The sequence below is a fragment of the Sphingobium jiangsuense genome (assembly GCF_014196495.1).
Classification (GTDB): domain Bacteria; phylum Pseudomonadota; class Alphaproteobacteria; order Sphingomonadales; family Sphingomonadaceae; genus Sphingobium; species Sphingobium jiangsuense.
Genome location: NZ_JACIDT010000012.1, coordinates 67,033 through 85,284, shown reverse-complemented (window position 1 = coordinate 85,284; position 18,252 = coordinate 67,033). Strand labels below are relative to the sequence as shown.

The window sequence follows — 18,252 nt, the reverse complement described above, 5'->3', positions numbered from 1 at the left end:
CGGTCCTCACAAGGGACCGGCCCGAATTTTTGGGGGATGGGATACTGTTTCGGGATCGTCACCCCAGCGTAGGCTGGGGTCGCAGGCCATGGTGCACGACACCTCCCGAGATGCCAGCCTGCGCTGGCATGACGGAACAGGAATGGCAGGAAACGGAATCAAGCCGCCTATTCCACCGTCACCGACTTGGCGAGGTTGCGCGGCTGGTCGACGTCCGTGCCCTTGGCCACCGCGACATGGTAGGCAAGCAGTTGCACCGGCACCGCATAGACCAGCGGAACGATCAGCGGATGCACCCTGGGCATCTCGATCGTCGCCATGCAACCGTCGCCCGCCGCCGCGATGCCCTCCGCGTCGGAGATCAGCACCACCTTGCCGCCGCGCGCCTGCACTTCCTGCATGTTGGAAACGGTCTTTTCAAAGAGCGGCCCGGACGGCGCGATGACGATCACCGGCACCGCATCGTCGATCAGCGCGATCGGGCCGTGCTTCATCTCTCCCGCCGCATAACCTTCGGCGTGTATATAGCTGATTTCCTTAAGCTTCAGCGCACCTTCCAGCGCCATCGGATAATCCTGCCCGCGCCCCAGATAGAGGACGTCGCGCGCGGGCGCGATCAGGTGGGCCATCGCCTCAATCTCTTCGTCATGCGACAGCGCGTCGTTCATCGCCGCGGGCGCTTCGGACAGATGGTAGACAATCTCCGCCTCCTCCTCCGGGCTGAGCCGACCCTTGACGCGCGCCAGATTGGCCGCCAGCGCCGCCAGCACCGCCAGCTGGCAGGTGAACGCCTTGGTCGAGGCGACGCCGATCTCCGGCCCGGCATGGGTCGGCAGCAGCAGGTCCGCCTCCCGCGCCATCGAGCTGGTCGGCACGTTGACGACCACGGCGATGATCTGCCGTTCTGCTCGCGCATGGCGCAGCGCCGCCAGCGTGTCGGCGGTTTCGCCCGACTGGCTGATGAACAGCGCCAGCCCGCCCGGCTCCAGCACCGGGTCGCGATAGCGGAACTCGCTGGCGACATCGATGTCGACCGGCACGCGCGCGAACGTCTCGAACCAGTATTTCGCGATCAGCCCCGCATAATAGCTGGTGCCGCAGGCGACGATGGTGATGCGCCTCACCCCCGCCAGGTCGAAATCCATATCCGGCAGTGCCACCTGATTTTCCATCCGCCGCAGATAGGAGCGCAGCGTCTGGGCGACGACGACGGGCTGCTCGTAGATCTCCTTGGCCATGAAATGGCGATGGTTGCCCTTGTCGATCATCGCGCCGGAAACGCCGGACAGCGTCACCGGCCGCTCGACCGGAACATTGTCGCGGTCGAAAATCTGCGCGCCCTCGCGGGTGATCACCACCCAGTCGCCCTCATCCAGATAGGCGATGCGCTGGGTCAGCGGCGCGAGCGCCAGCGCGTCCGAGCCGAGATAGGTCTCGCCCTCGCCATAGCCCACCACCAGCGGCGAGCCGAGCCGCGCGCCGATCAGCAGGTCGGGATGCCGGCGGAACAGGATCGCCAGCGCGAAGGCCCCGTGCAGGCGGGGCAGCACCTGCTGCACCGCTTCCTGCGGGCTGGCGCCCTGCTCCACCAGTTCGCTGACCAGATGGGCGACGACCTCTGTATCGGTCTGGCTGTCGAAATGGCGGCCGCGCGCGATCAGCTCTTCGCGCAACGGCTTAAAATTCTCGATAATTCCGTTATGTACCAGCGCAACCTCTTGCGTCGCATGAGGATGGGCGTTGCTGGTCGTGGGCGCGCCATGGGTCGCCCAGCGGGTATGGGCGATGCCGGTCGTGCCGGGCAGCGGCTCGGCGACCAGTTCCTTCGCGAGATTGGCGAGCTTGCCTTCGGCCCGGCGGCGCTCGATCGCGCCGTCATGCACGCTGGCCACCCCGGCGCTGTCATAGCCACGATATTCGAGACGCCGCAGTCCATCGAGCAGCCGATCGGCCACCTCTTCCTTGCCGACTATACCGATAATGCCGCACATTTACCGTTTTGCCTTTCGTTCCTGCATCGCCGTGCGAAATCGCTTTGCCCAGCCGGGCTTTTCCGTCTGCGCCGGGCGAACCAGCGCCAGCGCATCGGCGGAGACGTCCGCCGTCAGCACGCTGCCCGCCGCGACGATCGCGCCGTCGCCCACCTTCACCGGCGCGACCAGCGCGCTGTTGGAACCGATGAACGCGCCCGCGCCGATCTGCGTGCGATATTTGAAGAAGCCGTCATAATTGCAGGTGATCGTGCCCGCGCCGATATTCGCCCCCGCGCCCACATCGGCGTCGCCGATATAGGAAAGATGGTTGGCCTTGGCGCCATCGCCCAGCACCGCCTTCTTGATCTCGACGAAATTGCCGACCTTCGCCTTGACGCCGATCTGCGCGCCGGGGCGTAGCCGAGCATAAGGCCCTATTTCCGCGCCCTTACGGACGATTGCTCCCTCGATGTGGGAGAAGCTGTGAATGACCGCGCCTTCCTCGACCGTCACGCCGGGGCCGAACACCACGTGCGGCTCCACCACCACGTCGCGCTCCAGCTTCGTATCGTGGGAGAAGAAGATCGTTTCCGGCGCGATCAGCGTCACGCCCTCGCGCATCGCCTCGGCGCGGCGGCGATCCTGCCAGATGCGCTCCACCCCGGCCAGTTCGGCGCGGCTGTTGACGCCCGCCACTTCGTCCGCGTCGGTCTCGATCACCGCGCTGGTCGCGCCGGGCAGCATCACGATGTCGGGCAGATAATATTCCCCGGCCGCATTGTCGTTGCCGATGCGGTCGAGCAGCACGAACAGGTCGCTCGACCGGACAGCCATAAGGCCGCTGTTACAAAGGGTTATCGCCCGTTCCTCCGACGAGGCATCCTTATATTCGACCATCTTGGCGATGACGCCCTGCGCATCGGCGACGATCCGGCCATAGGCTGCGGCATCATCGGGACGGAAGCCCAGCACCACCGCGCGCGGCTCGTCGCCCCGGTTCAGCCGCTCGACCATCGCGCGCATCGTCTCGGTCCGCACCAGCGGCACGTCGCCATAGAGGATCAGCACATCCCCGGCGAAGCCGGCGAGCGCGTCATGCGCCTGCGCGACGGCATGGCCGGTGCCCAGTTGCCGGTCCTGCACCGCGATCGAAACGCCCTTGCCCGCGACGGCGGCCTCCACCTGCTCCCGCCCGGAGCCGACCACCACAACCTTGCGATCGACGCCCAGCGCCTCCACCGCCTCCAGCAGGTGGAGCAGCATCGGCCGCCCCGCCACCGGATGCAGCACCTTGTGCCGGGCGGATTTCATGCGCGTCCCCTGCCCTGCGGCGAGGATGATGGCGGCGAGCGGGCGTTGACTGATGGTCATTCCGATTCCCTGTGGCTGGGCCTTGATGCTGACATTTCTGCCCCTCTGCCATGTTTGCCTTGCATATTCCATAACGCTGAAGGCATGGGAGCACGCCATGACGGAATTTGCCTTCGATCTTATCGGCTTCGACCTCGACGGAACCTTGCTGGAAACCTGCGGGGACCTGACCGCGGCGGTCAATCATGCGATCGGCACCATCGGTTTGGCCCCTTTTGCCGAGGCGGAGATTCGCACCTATGTGGGCAAGGGCGCGCGCGTCATGCTGCGCCGGGCGCTCGCGGCGTCGGGACAGGAGGATCCGGCGCTGCTGGAGAGGCTGCTGCCCTTGTTGTTCGACCATTATGAGGCCCATGTCGCGGTGCACAGCCACCCCTATCCGGGCCTGATCGACGCGCTGGAGGAGTTGCGCGGGGCAGGCGTGCGCCTTGCCGTCTGCACCAACAAGATCGAGCGCTTCACCCTGCCGCTGATCGAGAAACTGAATCTTGCGGAATATTTCTGCGCGGTCATCGGCGGCGATACCACCGGCCTGCTGAAGCCCGACCCAGCGCCGCTGCGGGCGATGGTGGAAAAGGCGGGCGGCGGGCGCTGCCTGTTCGTCGGCGATTCCTCCAACGATACCCTCGCGGCGGCGGCGCTGGGCGTGCCGTCGGTGGTGGTCAGCTTCGGCTATTGCGACGGCCCGCCCGCCGAATTGGGCGGCACGGCGGTGATCGACCATTTCGACGAACTGGTGCCGCTGGTCCGCAACTGGAACCATTAAGCGGGGCGGTGGCCCTTGCGCCATTTCGTCCATAGATGACGGGCGAGCATCAGCGGCGGCATGCGCAGCAGGTGGGAGCGAACATAGAAGCCCTGCCCCAGCAGCCTGCGCCCGTTGCGGCCCCAGCCATCGGCCGACAGCAGGCGGGCGACGAACATCTGGTCCACCATCCCCAGATCCAGCGAGCCACGCCCGAAAAGATGCTCGCACAGCCTGCGCGCCCGCGCCACGGGCTGCGCCAGCCCATGCAGGGCAGCGCGCTGTTCGAGCCGCGAAATATCCTCAATATCGGATAACAGACATCTGATATCCCATAGATTCCTCAATCCACCCGCCATGTCGCCATCGGCCAGCAGATGCGCGACGGCATGGCAGACGCGGTCCTCCTCCGACAGGATCGAGAGCCCGCCGCCCAGATCGACGCGATCCGCGATCATCGCCCCGGCATCGGGCACCGGCCGCGCGGTCAGCGGCAGGATGGTGTGGTGCACGTCGATCATCCGGTCCCGCTCGCGATGGATCAGCGGCGGCAGCTCGTGCATCCATTGCCGGTAATAGGCATCGTCATAGGGATCGGGCTTCACCCATTCCCATCCGGCGGCGAGCAGCGCCCGCTCCGCCTGCTCCAGCCGGTCGCGCGGCACCAATATGTCAAGGTCGCCGATCATGCGGCCCTCGCCCGCCTTCAGCCCCGCCGCCGCATAGGCCGCGCCCTTGAGCAGCACGACCGGAATGCCGAGCGGCGCCAGCGCCGCCGCCGCGCGGTCGGCCTCCCACAGCGCCTGCCGCTTCTCCCGTTCGGCGTCGAAGCGCGCATCGTCCAGCACCGCGCGAACCGGATCGGGCAGGGCCACGCCCTCCAGCCGAAAGGCCAGCGTCGCCAGCAGCCGCTCCGCCCGCGCGGCCGCCATGACGGCGTTCCAGTCGCGCGCGCCCAGCCGCCCCGCCCCCTGCGGCGCGCGCAGCAGCGATGCCAGCAGCGCCGCGCTCATCCCGCATACTCCCGCCAGAGCCGGCCGATCATCCGATCCGCCTCATCGCCGGAAGAAAAGTCGAGCGCGATGGAGGGCACCGTTGTCACGAAGCGGTGCAACGCGGTGAAGGCCGCCTCTCCGCACGCCACATAGTTGGTCGACGCCTGCGTCAGGTGCATGAACGCCTCCCCTTCCCCGACGGCGCGGATATCCGGCGCATGGCCATAACGGGGGAACAGCAGCAGCGCGGGCGGCGCGGCCTCGCTCATGCGGGAAACGGCCTCGGCGGCGGGGATGAGGTGGGCGATGTCGCCCTTGGGCGTGGCCGCCATCAACGGGCCGAAGCGGGCCGCGTCGTCCACCTCCCGCCGCATCACGTCTATGGCCTGGTTCTTGAGCGAGACGAGGCGCGGAAAAGGGTGGATCGCGCCGGTCGCGAAATCCAGCAGCGCGAATTCGTCGCCCATCAGCCGCCAGCCCCGCTCCCCCAGCAGCGCGGCCAGCGTCGATTTGCCGGAGCCGGATTCACCCGCCATCACCAGCACCTTGCCGTCCTTCTCGACGCTGCTCGCATGGATGAGGAGGTGCCTGCGCCAGCCGAGCGCCATTTGCAGGTTCATCCCCATCTCGGCGGCGAGCAGGCCGTGGCGCAGCGCCATCGGCACCGCGTCGGGCAGATGATGGTCGCCGGCGATGCGCACCGAAGGGCGCCACCAGCGCCGCCCGATGCCCGCCGGTTCCAGCCGCACGGTGAAATCGGCGACGGCATCGTCCTGCGAGGATTGCGGATAGGCGGCATAAAGGCGACGCAGCGCGTCGATCGGCCCGCGCCACGCCGAGCCGATGCGGAACCGGGCAGGGCCGATGGCAAGCAGCAGATGGTGCCGCATCACCGCGCCCTCGCCAGCCCGAGGGCGCACAGTTCCTCCAGATGCGCGGCCAGATTGTCGAGCGCCTCGCCCTCGCCCTCCAGATCATAGTCGGCGGACAGGCTTTCGAGCAGCAGGCGGGCGGGCAGCGGCTCGTGCGACAGCGCGGCCAATATCTCCGGCACCGGGCTGTCGACGATGTGCGTGATGCCGGACGGGCGATGGTAGATCAGCGTCAGCCCATCGAGCGGACGCAGCAGCATTTCGTCCGGATCATCCCGGTAATAGAGCCGTTCCGCCTGCGTCATGGGAAGGGAGAGGCGCGTCAGCGCGGCATCTGCAACGAGGCGTAGCAGGTGAAGCCGCTGGTGCCGTTCTGCAACCGCCGGATATAGTTGAGATAGGCGCGGTTCTGCTCATAGCTGGTGCCCGGCAGGCTGCGCCCGCCGCGCAGCGCGGCCTTCACTTCCTCGCCCGTGAAGGGCTTGCTGCTGGCGGGAAAGGCGCCCTTGGTTCCCTTGGGCACCAGCTTGCCGTCGGGCGCGATCATCTGCCCCATTCCCTTGGCCGGGTCGGGCACCGGGATCTGGCAGTTGAGCACCGAGGCGGCCGTGTTGGCAAGCGCCGGGCGGATGGAGACGACCGCCGAGGCCGCCGCCAGCCCGCCGCCGAGCAGCAGCCTGCGCCGCGCATTGCCCGCGCTGGGGCCCGCGCCGGGCACGCCTTGCGCTTCGCAATCCCCGTCGCGACCGGCGCCCTGATCCTGTTCCTTCCGCTCGTCCACGCCTGCCCCCGGAATAAACCGGCCCGCCCCATAGCGGGTCAGCCGGAAAAATATTCAATGACATTCCATCGCAATATTTTCATGAATAATCCAGAGCGATAACCATGATTCAAGCCCGGCCTTTACAACATATTGCAGCGCTGGCCGTTATCGCGGCCGGGTTTCTGTCGGCGGCATTGCTGGGTGCGCGGTGGGAAATTCTCGCCCTGTTCCTGATGGCGTGCCTGCTGCTGTTCCTGTTGCTGCGGGGCGATCATGCCGATCCCGTCGTCCTCGCCTCGCCCGTCGCGCCGCCCGATCTGGCCGACAGCGCGGATTTCCGCACGATCGTGGAAGGGCTGGTCGAGCCGGTTCTGGTGGTGGAGCAGGGCAAGGTCCTGCTCGCCAACGGCGCCGCGCGCAAACTGCTGGGCGCGCATATATTGGGCGAGGACGTCCGCATCGCCATCCGCCACCCGGCCGCCGCCCAGCGCCTGACGGGCCAGGAGCACCTGGCCGAGCCGATCAGGATCGACATCGTCGGCCTGGGCGCGCGCAACCAGCGCTGGGCGATGGGCGTCATCCCCTTCGGCGGGAGTGACGGACCGCAAAAGCTGTTCGTCCACCTGACCGACGAGAGCGGCCTGCACGCGGCCGAACGGATGCGCGGCGATTTCGTCGCCAATGCCAGCCATGAGCTGCGCACGCCGCTGGCCGCGATTCTCGGCTTCATCGAAACCTTGCAGGACCCCGAAACCGGGGACGACGCGCAGACGCGTCAGCGCTTCCTGTCCATATTGGAAAAGGAAGCGCGGCGGATGCAGCAGCTGATCGACGACCTGATGTCGCTTTCCCGCATAGAGGCGGACAAATACCGCCTGCCCGAAACGCGAATCGAGATGGGCGCGCTGGTCGAGGAAGTGTTGGGCCTGTGCCGCCAGAATCTCGGCGAGCGGGGGCAGGACATCATCGCCGCGGTCGGCGACGACGTCTGCCCGGTGCAGGGCGACCGCACGCAGATCGCGCAGTTGCTCCACAATCTGGTGAGCAACAGCGCCAAATATGGCCGCCCCGGCACGCCGATCACGGTCCGGCTGGTGCCCGCCCCGCCCTCGATGATCCGGCTGGAGGTGATCGACGAGGGCGAAGGCATAGCCTCCGACCACCTGCCCCGCCTGACCGAGCGCTTCTACCGCGTCGATTCGGGCCGCAGCCGCGCGATCGGCGGCACCGGGCTCGGCCTCGCCATCGTCAAGCACATCGTGGAGCGGCATCGCGGGCGACTCGATATTTCCAGCACGCCCGGCAAGGGCACCACCGTTTCCGTGCTGCTGCCCGCGATGGAGGGGGAAAAGGCCGATCAGGAAAAGACGAGCGGCGAAGGAAATAGCGCGCGGGCGGGCGGCATGTCATAAAAGTGAAATCAAACTGTCACAGTGGCAACCTCAGCGGCCGCTAGGAAGGCCGGGAAGGCGGGCGACCTGCCGATGTTACAGGAGGCTTTCGTGATGCATAAAGCTGTTTTGGCCATTTCGGCGATCGCGCTCGCCGCCGCGCTTTCGGGCTGTCAGGACCAGGCGGGCGGCGGCGCGGGCGGCAGCCGCGACCAGATCCGCGCGGTCGGCTCCTCGACCGTCTATCCCTTCGCCACCGCCGCGGCCGAGCAGTTCGTGCAGAAGAATCCGGGCCGGAAGTCCCCGATCATCGAGCAGACCGGCACCGGCGCGGGGATGAAGCAGTTCTGCGCGGGCATCGGCGCACAGCATCCCGACATCGAAAACGCCTCGCGCCGCATGAAGAAGGGCGAGTTCGAGCAGTGCCGCGCCAATGGCGTGACGGATATCGTCGAGATCCAGATCGGCGTCGACGGCATCGCCCTTGCGGAATCGAACAAGGGGCCGGGCTTCAGGCTGACGCCCGAACTCATCTACAAGGCGCTGGCCGACGATCCGTTCGGCAAGGGCAAGAACAAGGCGCAGACCTGGGCGGATGTCGACCCGAGCCTGCCCAAGGTCGCGATATCGGTTTTCGGCCCCCCTTCCACCTCCGGCACCCGCGATTCCCTCGCCGAACTGATCCTCGAAAAGGGCTGCCTGACGGATCCGGCGATGAAGGAGTTGAAGGAGAAGGATGAGGACCGGTTCAAGGCGACCTGCACCCGCATTCGCGAGGACGGGAAATATGTGGATTCGGGCGAGAACGACAATCTGATCGTCCAGAAGCTCGCCGCCAACCCCAACAGCCTGGGCGTGTTCGGCTTCAGCTATCTGGAGGAAAATCGCGACAAGCTGAAGGACGTGCCGATCGACGGCGTCGAGGCGACCTATGAAACGGTCGCCACCGGGCGATATCCCGGCGCGCGCCCGCTCTACATCTACGTCAAGAAGGCGCATCTGGGCGTCATCCCCGGCCTCAAGGAATATATCGAGGAGGTCGCGTCCGGCTGGGGGCCGGACGGCTATCTGGCCAAGCGGGGCATGGTCGCCGCACCCGAGGAGGTCCGCGCGAAAAATGCGGAAATCGTGCGGAACCTGACCGTCCTCGACGGTTCGATGCTCAAATAATATCGGGACGCCCCGCAACGAAAACGGCGGAAGGAAACGGACGTGAGCGGCACCGCCATCACCATCTTGATCATCGGGCTGGGCCTCATCGCCTGGCTGAGCGCGCGGGCAAGGGCGCTGCGCCTCGCCCACGCGGGACGGGCGAGTCCGCCCTCCGCGCCCTCGCCGGCACCGGAAGCGCGCCCACGCGGTCCGCTCCTCCATTCCCTTCCCTCCTATCATGGCTGGTACGCCGCGATCTGGGTCGCGGTGCCCGCGCTGCTGTTCCTCACCGTGTGGACCAGCCTCATGCCGGGACTCGTGACCGACCGGGTGCTGCAAGATCCGGCCGCCGCCACCCTGCCGCAGGACGCCTTTTCGCGCGGCGCGATCCTGAGCGAGGGCCGCGCCATCGCGCAGGGCAAGGCTGCCGCCGCCTTCGACCCGCGTTCCAACGCCTTCGTCGAGCCCTATCGCGAGGCGCAGCGCTTCTATTCGATCGGCGGCGGGGTCATCGCCCTGCTGCTGGCCTTTGCCGGGGGCGCCTATGCCTTCACCCGCATCCGCCCGGATTTCCGCGCCCGCACGCGGGTCGAGCGGCTGGTGATGCTGGGCCTGCTGATCGCCTCGCTGATCGCGATCATCACCACGGTCGGCATCGTCGCCTCGCTGCTGTGGGAATCGATCCGCTTCTTCTCGCTGGTCAATCCGGTCGATTTCCTGTTCGGCACCAAATGGTCGCCGCAATCGGCAGCGCTCGGCTATGGCAATGAAAACGCGTTCGGCGCGGTGCCGCTGTTCTGGGGCACGATCTTCATCGGCGCGATCATCGCGATGGCGGTCGCGATCCCGCTCGGCCTGATGAGCGCGATCTACCTCACCCAATATGCCCGCCCCGCCGCGCGCAAATGGCTCAAGCCCATATTGGAGGTGCTCGCCGGGGTGCCGACCGTGGTCTACGGCTATTTCGCCGCGCTCACGATCGCGCCTGCGATGCGCGATTTCGCGGTTTCCATCGGCATTTCCAGCGCTTCGTCGGAAAGCGCGCTGGCCGCCGGGCTGGTGATGGGGGTGATGATCATCCCCTTCGTCTCCTCCATGGCCGACGACAGCATCAGCTCGGTGCCGCAGGCGATGCGCGACGGCAGCCTCGCCATGGGCGCGACCACCAGCGAGACGATCCGCCAGGTGCTGTTGCCCGCTGCGCTACCCGGCGTGGTCGGCGGCGTGCTGCTCGCCGTCAGCCGCGCGATCGGCGAGACGATGATCGTTGTGATGGCGGCCGGGCTTGCCGCCAACCTCACCCTCAATCCCTTTGCCAGCGTCACCACGGTGACGACGCAGATCGTCCAGCTGCTGACCGGCGACCAGGAATTCGACAGCGCCAAGACGCTGGCGGCCTTCGCCCTCGGCCTCGTGCTGTTCATCGTCACGCTGCTGCTCAACATCGTCGCGCTTCAGGTCGTGAAGCGCTATCGGGAGGCCTATGAATGACCAGCCCACCCCCGGATGAAACCCTGACGCGGCGCATCCCGACCGACTGGAAGGGACAGGCGATGCAACGGCGCATCGCCGCGCGCTACCGCGCCGAGCGGCGCTTCCGCCTGATCGGCCTCGCCTCCATCCTGCTGTCCGCCGGGTTCCTCGCCTTCCTGCTCGTCTCGATGCTGGGCAACGGCCTTTCCGGCTTCACCCGCACCGAAATCGCGGTGAAGTTCGATTTTCCGAGGGCACCGATGGTCGTCGACCCGGCGATGCTGGAAGGCGGCAATGCCGATCAGGTGCTTGCCGGGGCCAACCTGCCCGTCGTCACCGCGCAGGCCGCCAATGCCGCGTTGGGAGAGGGCGGGGATGCGCTCATCTCCTCCAATGCGTGGCTGACGGTGCGCGACGCGATCCGCGACGATCCCTCCATCCTCCAGCGCGAGGCGGTGCTGTCCCTGCCCGCCTCGGCGGATATCGACCTCGCCGCCAAGAGCCAGGGAACGGCGCAGGCCGAAGCCGCCTATGCGCGGCTGAAGCAGGGCGGCCATGTTTCCCGCGCGATCAACATGCCGTTCCTGACCGCCAGCGACGCCACCGACCCGACGCAGGTCGGTATCTGGGGCGCATTCAAGGGATCGCTGCTCACCATGCTGGTGACGCTGCTGCTGAGCTTTCCGGTGGGCGTGCTGGCCGCGCTCTATCTGGAGGAATATGCGCCCCGCAACCGCTGGACCGACATGATCGAGGTGTCGATCAACAATCTGGCGGCGGTGCCCTCGATCATCTTCGGCCTGCTCGGCCTCGCCGTGTTCCTCAACATGATGCACCTGCCCCGCTCCGCCCCGCTGGTCGGCGGCCTCACCATGGCGCTGATGACGATGCCGGTCATCGTCATCGCCGGGCGCAACGCGATCAAGGCGGTGCCGCCCTCGATCCGCGACGCCGCGCTGGGCATCGGCGCCTCACCGGTGCAGGTGGTGTTCCACCATGTGCTGCCGCTCGCCCTGCCCGGCATCATGACCGGGACGATCATCGGCATGGCCCGCGCGCTGGGCGAAACCGCGCCGCTGCTGATGATCGGCATGCGCGCCTTCATCGCCAGCCCGCCCGGCGGCGTGACCGACCCGGCGACCGTGCTGCCGGTGCAGATCTTCCTGTGGTCCGACGAGATCAGCAAGGGCTTCGTCGAAAAGACCTCGGCGGCGATCATCGTGCTGCTGCTGTTCCTGCTCGGCATGAACAGCATCGCCATCTACCTGCGCAACAAATTCGAGAAGCGGTGGTAACATAATGACCGAACAGACGACCCCATCCGCCCCGCCCAAGATGGCGGCCCGCCACGTCAACGTCTTCTACGGCGACAAACAGGCGATCCGCGACGTGTCGATAGAGATCGACAATGATCATGTGATCGCGTTCATCGGCCCGTCCGGCTGCGGCAAGTCGACCTTCCTGCGCACGCTCAACCGGATGAACGACACGGTGGCGGGCGCGCGGGTCGAAGGCGACATCACGCTCGACGGAGAGAATATCTACGACCCGTCGATGGACGTGGTGCAACTGCGCGCCCGCGTCGGCATGGTGTTCCAGAAGCCGAACCCTTTTCCCAAGTCGATCTACGACAATATCGCCTATGGCCCGCGCATCCATGGCCTCGCCAACAGCAAGGCGGACCTCGACGTGATCGTCGAATCCGCGCTGCGCCGCGCCGGGCTGTGGGACGAGGTGAAGGACCGGCTGAAGGACAGCGGCACCGCCCTTTCCGGCGGGCAGCAGCAGCGCCTGTGCATCGGCCGCGCCATCGCGGTGGAGCCGGAGGTGATCCTGATGGACGAGCCCTGCTCCGCGCTCGACCCGATCGCGACGGCGAAGATCGAGGAGTTGATCCACGAGCTGCGCGGCCGCTACGCGATCGCCATCGTCACCCACAATATGCAGCAGGCCGCCCGCGTTTCGCAGCGGACCGCCTTTTTCCACCTGGGCACGCTGGTCGAATATGGCGTGACCTCGGAGATTTTCACCAATCCCCGCGAGGACCGGACGAAGGATTACATCACCGGCCGCTACGGCTGACCCGGACTGGCGACTGGAGGAGGATTTATGCCCGAACACACGATCAAGGCCTTTGACGAAGAGATCAACCGGCTGCGGGGGCTGGTCGCCGAAATGGGCGGCCGCGTCGAAACCGCGCTGGAGGACGCGATGGCGGCCCTTGTCGAGCATGACAACGACAAGGCCCGCCGCGTCGTTTCGGAGGACCGCAAGATCGACCTGCTGGAAGCGGAGGTCGAAAAGCTGGTCGTCCAGATCATCGCCCTGCGCGCGCCGATGGCCAACGACCTGCGCGACGTGATCGCCGCGCTGAAGATTGTCGGCGTGGTCGAGCGCATCGGCGATTATGCGAAGAACATCGCCAAGCGCGTGCCGCAGCTGGGCGCGCATCCGACCATCGAGCCGCTCTCGCTGCTGCCCGCGATGGCGCAGGTGGCGGGCGAGATGGTGGGCGACGCGCTCAACGCCTTCGCCGCGCGCGACGCGGCGCTGGCCGAGGCGGTGGTCGCCCGCGATCATGTGGTGGACAGCTTCTACAACGGCATTTTCCGCGCGTTGCTCACCTATATGGTCGAAAACCCCAAGACGATCAGCGAATGCGCGCATCTGCTGTTCATCGCCAAGAATATCGAGCGGATCGGCGACCATGCGACCAACATGGCCGAGATGGTCTATTATGCCGCGACCGGCGACTATCTGCCGGAACGCGGGCGCGACACCGGGATCGAAAGCTGACGGGAGGACGCATCCCCATGAATCAAGCCCATATGCTGCTGGTCGAGGACGACGCCGCGCTGGCGGAGCTGCTCATCTGGCATTTCCGCAAGGAAGGGTTCGACGTCGCCCACACGGTGGACGGCGAAGAGGCGCTGCTGCTGGCGCAGGAGCATACGCCCGACATCGTGCTGCTCGACTGGATGGTCGAAAGCCTGTCGGGCATAGAGGTCTGCCGCCGGCTGCGGCGCAGTTCCGCCACCGCCAATGTGCCGATCATCATGCTGACCGCGCGCGGCGAGGAGGAGGACCGCGTGCGCGGCCTCGAAACCGGCGCGGACGATTATGTGACCAAGCCCTTCTCCCCGCGCGAACTGGTCGCCCGCGTCGGCGCGGTGCTGCGCCGCGTGCGCCCGGCGCTGGCCGGAGAGACGCTGACCTTCGGCGATATCGAGATGGACACGGTCGGCCACAAGGTGAGGCGCGACGGCGAAACGGTGCCGCTGGGCCCGACCGAATATCGCCTGCTCAAGCATTTCCTGGAGCATCCGGGTTGGGTCTTTTCCCGCGAGCGGCTGCTGGACAGCGTCTGGGGCCGGGACAGCGATATCGAGCTGCGCACGGTCGACGTGCATATCCGCCGCCTGCGCAAGGCAATCAACATCGGCGGGCGGCGCGACATCATCCGCACCGTGCGTTCGGCAGGCTATGCGCTGGATTCTGAAGCGGCGGGGTGAGCCCCTATCAAAGGATAGAAAAAAGGCGCACCGTCATGACGGATGCGCCTTTTTTTATACCCGTTTTCACCGTTCGGGCTGAGCTTATCGACCCGAAAGGCTGGCGAAGCCCAACGACTGCTTTTCTATTGAGGCAAAGGAGGACAGGGCTTCGACGTTGAAGCGAGGCGAGTGTCTCGCTCAACAGCCCGAACGGATGTAAGACCCTCTTTGTCTTACCGCCATGCCAGCGCAGGCTGGCCTCTCAGGAGGCGGCGCGCCAAAGCCAACGCCTTCAACCTGCGCCGGGGTACCGGGGCCGCGCCTCAATAATCCAGTTCGGCCCGGAAGCCTACGACATTGACGCCATAATCGTTGCGGCTGCCCGCATAGAGCACGGCGTCGCGATAATCGAGATGGGCATAATTGAGGTTGAACCGCAGATAGTTGATCGGCGACCAGACCAGCCCGGCGATATAGCCGTTCTGCGTGCCGCCCCGGATGTCGCGATCGTTGAGGTCCAGATAATCGTAGCGCAGCGTCAGCTGCCACGATCCCATGCCGCCCTGCCCGACCGGGTTTTTCGGCGCGGAGCGGTCGAATATCCCGCCCTTGTAGGCGCGCGTATCGCCGGGCGTCAGATAATAGCCGACCTCCGCATAGCCGCCGAAGAAGGTCGGGTCCGCGCCGCCGATCCGGCCGGCGGTCAGCCAGTGCGTTTCCGCCGCGACATGCCAGCGGCCCCGGACCGCCGCGAATTCCAGCCCATAATGGGTCTCGCTGCTCGCCTTGAAGGTGCCGGTGTCGAGGAAACGCGTGTCGGTGACGTGGGAATAGGGCCGCTGCCGATAGCGGACCCCGGCCTCCCCGGTGCTGTTGAGGTCGCGCCAGTGGCCGGACAGGCCGAAATGCAGCTGGGTATCGCCCAGCTTCGGTGCGAAAACCAGGCGGCCATCGACGCCATAGCTGTTGTTCTCGTCGCCATTGCTGGCCGACAGCGCGTTGACGTCATCGGTGAACAGCCCGCCCTGCACCAGCCACGGCCCCTTCTGCCATTCGGCGGCGAGGCCGAGGCGGCGCTCGAAATTGAACGCGTCGGTAAAGGCAGCGCGCTCCATCACCGATCCGCTGGTGTCGCCGATCAGCTCGTCCAGCGACTGGAACTGGTTCTGGTTGCCCAGCCTGATGCCGAAGGGGCCGGACTGCCAGCTGATATAGCTGTCGACCAGATCGACCTTGTTGTCCGACAGCTCGACCTCCAGCTTGTAGCCGAAGTTGCCGGGCATCGATCCCTCGCCGCCCAGCCGGATGCGGCGCACCTCGGTGGCGAGGCCCAGCCCCTTGTCCGGGATGCTGTCCGGCGCGGCGACCGCGACGGTATCGAACTGCATCCGCCCCTTGGGCTTGAAGCTCCAGTCGCCCTGCCGAATCTGCGGCGCGCCCTTCCACGCCGTTTCGACCGCGGGCTTCGCGGCCGCGGCAGGCGGGGTCGGGGCCGCCTGCCCTGCCTGCGCGACATTCGAAGGCGCGGTGGAGGCCGAAGCGGGAGATGCGGCGGAAGCGATCGCCGCCGCCCGCTCGGCATCGGCCCGGTCCACCCGCTGTTGCAGCGACTGGACCTGCGCCCGCAGCGCTGCGATTTCCGCGCGCAGGGCGGCGGCATCCTCCGCAGTCAGCGCCTGTTGAGGGTTATGGGCCTGCTGGGCGTGCGCCATGGTCGAAAGGCTCGCACATCCGGCAAGAAGCGCAACCTGGCTGATGGATCGAAATGGCAAGGACATACAGCTTTCACCTCCGGTCGTGTGACGCCGCTATTTCCCTTTCATGACATCTGAATGACTGTCATGTTTCATTTTTATGTCAGCCACCACGCGCTCCTGTTGGACGAAGGCGGCCGTCCCCTGCTTCGGCTGCGGAAATGACGGGAATATGACCGCACTGCACTTGGCGACGGGTAGCAAGGCCATGTCCTTCTATTTCAACGACGCCTTGCAACCTTAAGAAAATGCGGGGCTTCGACAGGCTCAGTGCTTTCCACCCGAAACCGTCCGCAAAGAATATGATCGCCTATTTCTCGATCAGGCGCACCAGCTTGCGTTCGACCGGGGCGAGGACGCCCGCCAGTTCCTGCCCGCGCTTCAGCACCGCGCCCGCTTCCCCGACCAGCGCCCACATGCCCTGCCGGTGGCGCAGGGCGGGCCGCTTCTCGATTCGGTATTCCGGCCGCTCGGCAGCGCGGCGGAAGGCGGAGAAGACCGCGACATCCTTGCCGAAATGCAGCGCATAGTCGCGCCAGTGCCCGGCCGAAACCATACGGCCGTAAAGATCCATGATGCGGGAAAGTTCCGCGCGGTCGAAACCGGTCTGTGCTGCGGGCAATGGGCGGGGAAAAGGGGTTATCTCACCCATGTCAGGCGCAACCGCGCTCCTGATCTTCGCCGTCCTTGCCGTTGCGCTTCACATGCTCCTCCAGCTCGGCCATCACCTCGCCCAGCCGCTTGTTGAGGCGCTCCACCTCGCATTGCAACATTTCGAGCTTCTGCGTCGCCGGGTCGAACGCATCGCGGCAGGGCGTGCCATAGGGCACGAAGTCACGCTGATAGGCCGTGATGTCGACCAGCATCTGCCGCGCGGGGATGCCCACCATCGTCGCCCCTTCGGGCACGTCCTTGGTGACGACGGCATTGGCGCCGACGCGCGCGCGCGCGCCGACGGTGATCGGCCCCAGCACCTGCGCGCCCGACCCGATGATGACCCCGTCCATCAGCGTCGGATGCCGCTTGCCGCCGATGCCGTTGGCCGGATCGGTGCCGCCCAGCGTCACGCTCTGGTACAAGGTCACATTGTCGCCGATCTCGGCGGTCTCGCCGATGATGACGAAGCCATGGTCGATGAACAGGTTGCGGCCGATGATCGCGCCGGGGTGAATGTCGTTGCCGGTCAGGAAGCGCGCGAGATGGTTCACCATGCGCGCGAGGAAGAAGAGCCGCGCCTTGAACAGGCGATGGGCCAGCCGGTGCCACACCACCGACCAGACGCCGGGATAGAGCAGGATTTCCACGCGGGAACGGGGCGCCGGGTCGCGCGCCTTTATGGAATCGAGATAAGCGACAAGCGCGCCGAACATGACCGTTCCCCTTTCAGGCGCCCCATATAGGCGCACCGGGCCCCTTTTTCCAGATGCGGCGCGCAGGCACCGTGTCGTTAATCCTCCGGCCGGTAACCGAACGCCTTTTCCGCCAGCCGGACAATGGCCGGATCGGCGTCGGGCATGTCCATCGGCACCAGCTGCTCCAGCCGCTCCACGATCGTCGTGATGGCGGCGATGCGGGCCGCCTTGCGATCGTTGCCGTCGATCACCGTCCACGGCGCCCAGCGGGTGTCCGTGTTGCGGAACATGTCGTGCATCGCTTCCAGATAGTCGGCGCGGCGGGCGCGGTTGCGATAATCCTCCGCGCCGGTTTTCCAGCGCTTCCACGGCACGTCGAGCCGCTCGGCCAGCTGCCGGTCCTGTTCCTCCTGCGTGATGTGGACGAACAGCTTGACGATGTTGGTGCCGGCGTCGATCTGCTGCGCCTCGAACTCGTTGATCTCGTCATAGCCGCGCTTCCAGTCGCGCTCGCTCGCAAAGCCCTCGACCCGCTCCACCAGCACGCGACCGTACCAGCTGCGGTCGAAAATGGCGATTTCCCGCGCGGTGGGTAACCTGGTCCAGAAGCGCCAGAGGAAATGGCGGTCCTTTTCCTCCTGCGTCGGCGCGCCGATCGGCCAGACGTCGTAATAGCGCGGGTCGAGCAGCGCGGTCAGCCGCTTGATGATGCCGCCCTTGCCCGCGGCATCCCAGCCTTCGAACAGGATGATGCTCTTGCGGCGATGGACGATGTGGGCGACCTGCACCCGCTCCATCCGTTGCTGGAGCTTGCGCAGCGCCTTGTCGAAATCGCCTTCGAACTTCTCGCCCTTTTCATAATGGGACAGATGGATCGCCATGATCGCACCCTAGCGGCTCCCGGCCGTGCCTGTCGA

General features: G+C 66.4%; 18 protein-coding genes. 8 read left to right on the top strand and 10 right to left on the bottom strand.

Translation table 11 applies throughout. The features are described 5' to 3' along the window. Nucleotides 1-167: 167 nt before the first annotated feature. Together glmS and glmU are read right to left on the bottom strand one after the other, a co-directional pair. Nucleotides 168-1,991, bottom strand: coding sequence for a glutamine--fructose-6-phosphate transaminase (isomerizing) (gene glmS, locus GGR43_RS16030; RefSeq protein ID WP_188072999.1), 1,824 nt, complete (start codon nt 1,989-1,991; stop codon nt 168-170). Then, nucleotides 1,992-3,344, bottom strand: coding sequence for a bifunctional UDP-N-acetylglucosamine diphosphorylase/glucosamine-1-phosphate N-acetyltransferase GlmU (gene glmU, locus GGR43_RS16025; protein ID WP_188072998.1), 1,353 nt, complete (start codon nt 3,342-3,344; stop codon nt 1,992-1,994). A gap of 97 nt (nt 3,345-3,441) precedes the next feature. Here glmU and gph point away from each other — a divergent pair, with 97 nt between their 5' ends. Beyond that, the gene (gene gph, locus GGR43_RS16020) at nt 3,442-4,110 is read left to right on the top strand and encodes a phosphoglycolate phosphatase (RefSeq protein ID WP_188072997.1); all 669 of its coding nucleotides are present in this window, start codon (nt 3,442-3,444) and stop codon (nt 4,108-4,110) included. On the opposite strand, the gene GGR43_RS16015 is transcribed toward gph, so the two are convergent. The 4 genes from GGR43_RS16015 to GGR43_RS16000 are packed head-to-tail and all read right to left on the bottom strand — an operon-like array spanning nt 4,107 to nt 6,674. Next, nucleotides 4,107-5,102 carry a nucleotidyltransferase family protein gene (locus GGR43_RS16015; protein ID WP_188072996.1) on the bottom strand — a complete coding sequence of 332 codons (996 nt, stop codon included), beginning with the start codon at nt 5,100-5,102 and terminating at the stop codon, nt 4,107-4,109. The genes gph and GGR43_RS16015 overlap by 4 nt on opposite strands. Then, complete coding sequence (locus GGR43_RS16010; protein ID WP_188073039.1) at nt 5,099-5,974, bottom strand: HprK-related kinase A; 876 nt, start codon at nt 5,972-5,974, stop codon at nt 5,099-5,101. Before GGR43_RS16010 ends, GGR43_RS16015 begins: the two co-directional genes overlap by 4 nt. After that, entirely contained in the window at nt 5,974-6,261 is a 288-nt protein-coding gene (locus GGR43_RS16005; protein ID WP_188072995.1) for an HPr-rel-A system PqqD family peptide chaperone, read from the bottom strand. The genes GGR43_RS16010 and GGR43_RS16005 overlap by 1 nt, the downstream gene beginning before the upstream one ends. Before the next feature lie 17 nt (nt 6,262-6,278). Further along, nucleotides 6,279-6,674 carry a hypothetical protein gene (locus tag GGR43_RS16000; RefSeq protein ID WP_188073038.1) on the bottom strand — a complete coding sequence of 132 codons (396 nt, stop codon included), beginning with the start codon at nt 6,672-6,674 and terminating at the stop codon, nt 6,279-6,281. 167 nt (nt 6,675-6,841) lie between these two features. Here GGR43_RS16000 and GGR43_RS15995 point away from each other — a divergent pair, with 167 nt between their 5' ends. The 7 genes from GGR43_RS15995 (at nt 6,842) to phoB (ending at nt 14,247) form a co-directional block, all read left to right on the top strand. Beyond that, nucleotides 6,842-8,131 carry a sensor histidine kinase gene (locus GGR43_RS15995; protein WP_188072994.1) on the top strand — a complete coding sequence of 430 codons (1,290 nt, stop codon included), beginning with the start codon at nt 6,842-6,844 and terminating at the stop codon, nt 8,129-8,131. 93 nt (nt 8,132-8,224) lie between these two features. Further along, nucleotides 8,225-9,280, top strand: coding sequence for a substrate-binding domain-containing protein (locus GGR43_RS15990; protein ID WP_188072993.1), 1,056 nt, complete (start codon nt 8,225-8,227; stop codon nt 9,278-9,280). 42 nt (nt 9,281-9,322) lie between these two features. Further along, nucleotides 9,323-10,753, top strand: a complete 1,431-nt coding sequence (gene pstC / locus GGR43_RS15985; RefSeq protein ID WP_188072992.1) for a phosphate ABC transporter permease subunit PstC — start codon at nt 9,323-9,325, stop codon at nt 10,751-10,753. After that, nucleotides 10,750-12,030, top strand: a complete 1,281-nt coding sequence (gene pstA, locus GGR43_RS15980) for a phosphate ABC transporter permease PstA (protein ID WP_246343829.1) — start codon at nt 10,750-10,752, stop codon at nt 12,028-12,030. Before pstC ends, pstA begins: the two co-directional genes overlap by 4 nt. A 4-nt stretch (nt 12,031-12,034) precedes the next feature. After that, a complete protein-coding gene (gene pstB, locus GGR43_RS15975) occupies nt 12,035-12,817 on the top strand; it encodes a phosphate ABC transporter ATP-binding protein PstB (protein ID WP_188072991.1) in 783 nt (260 codons plus the stop codon). 27 nt (nt 12,818-12,844) lie between these two features. Beyond that, nucleotides 12,845-13,531: a phosphate signaling complex protein PhoU gene (gene phoU / locus GGR43_RS15970; protein ID WP_188072990.1), complete on the top strand. Its 687-nt coding sequence runs from the start codon at nt 12,845-12,847 to the stop codon at nt 13,529-13,531. 17 nt (nt 13,532-13,548) lie between these two features. Further along, nucleotides 13,549-14,247 (top strand): phosphate regulon transcriptional regulator PhoB, encoded by a 699-nt coding sequence (phoB, locus tag GGR43_RS15965; RefSeq protein ID WP_188072989.1) that lies wholly within the window; start codon nt 13,549-13,551, stop codon nt 14,245-14,247. A 305-nt stretch (nt 14,248-14,552) separates the two neighbouring features. Here phoB and GGR43_RS15960 read toward each other — a convergent pair whose 3' ends face one another. The 4 genes from GGR43_RS15960 to GGR43_RS15940 all read right to left on the bottom strand — a co-directional run bounded on the left by GGR43_RS15960 (nt 14,553) and on the right by GGR43_RS15940 (nt 18,216). Beyond that, a complete protein-coding gene (locus tag GGR43_RS15960) occupies nt 14,553-15,941 on the bottom strand; it encodes an OprO/OprP family phosphate-selective porin (RefSeq protein ID WP_188072988.1) in 1,389 nt (462 codons plus the stop codon). A 352-nt stretch (nt 15,942-16,293) separates the two neighbouring features. Further along, nucleotides 16,294-16,635 (bottom strand): DUF2794 domain-containing protein, encoded by a 342-nt coding sequence (locus GGR43_RS15950; RefSeq protein WP_188072986.1) that lies wholly within the window; start codon nt 16,633-16,635, stop codon nt 16,294-16,296. Between the two features lies 1 nt (nt 16,636). Continuing rightward, the gene (epsC, locus tag GGR43_RS15945) at nt 16,637-17,353 is read right to left on the bottom strand and encodes a serine O-acetyltransferase EpsC (protein ID WP_188072985.1); all 717 of its coding nucleotides are present in this window, start codon (nt 17,351-17,353) and stop codon (nt 16,637-16,639) included. A gap of 77 nt (nt 17,354-17,430) precedes the next feature. Then, complete coding sequence (locus GGR43_RS15940; RefSeq protein ID WP_188072984.1) at nt 17,431-18,216, bottom strand: polyphosphate kinase 2 family protein; 786 nt, start codon at nt 18,214-18,216, stop codon at nt 17,431-17,433. Nucleotides 18,217-18,252: the final 36 nt, after the last annotated feature.